Here is a 324-nt window from a genome sequence, read left to right as displayed (position 1 = left end):
ATCCTGAAAAGAAATTACCACCTGACCTTCGGTCTGCTTACGCAGCTCACGAATGTTCACGCGGTCCTTTTCACGGATTTGGTACAGATCCCCTTCCCGGACCGTTTTGGAAAACGTGCCGTGTTCGGCTTCCTGCCCGGAGAGCTCAGAATAATAATCCTGGCCGACGGTTTCGCGCAGTATTTCAAAGGTTTTCCGGTCTTCAATCGACTCAAAATATTTCACGCGGGTGTTGGCGATCAGCGAATCCACCTCGCCGTTCGCGCCGCGGGCGAGCGACGGGTGATCCTGGGAGGAAAATACGCCCATTTTTTCCAGTGAACG

General features: G+C 53.4%; 1 pseudogene. It reads right to left on the bottom strand.

The features are described 5' to 3' along the window. A pseudogene (locus tag M992_RS15270) lies at window positions 1-309 on the bottom strand (conjugal transfer protein TrbC); the annotation flags it as partial. Window positions 310-324 lie beyond the last annotated feature (15 nt).

It is taken from the genome of Moellerella wisconsensis ATCC 35017 (genome assembly GCF_001294465.1).
GTDB classification, from domain to species: domain Bacteria; phylum Pseudomonadota; class Gammaproteobacteria; order Enterobacterales; family Enterobacteriaceae; genus Moellerella; species Moellerella wisconsensis.
Note: the sequence above shows the minus strand (reverse complement) of the source record. Positions and strands in the feature narration are given on the sequence as shown.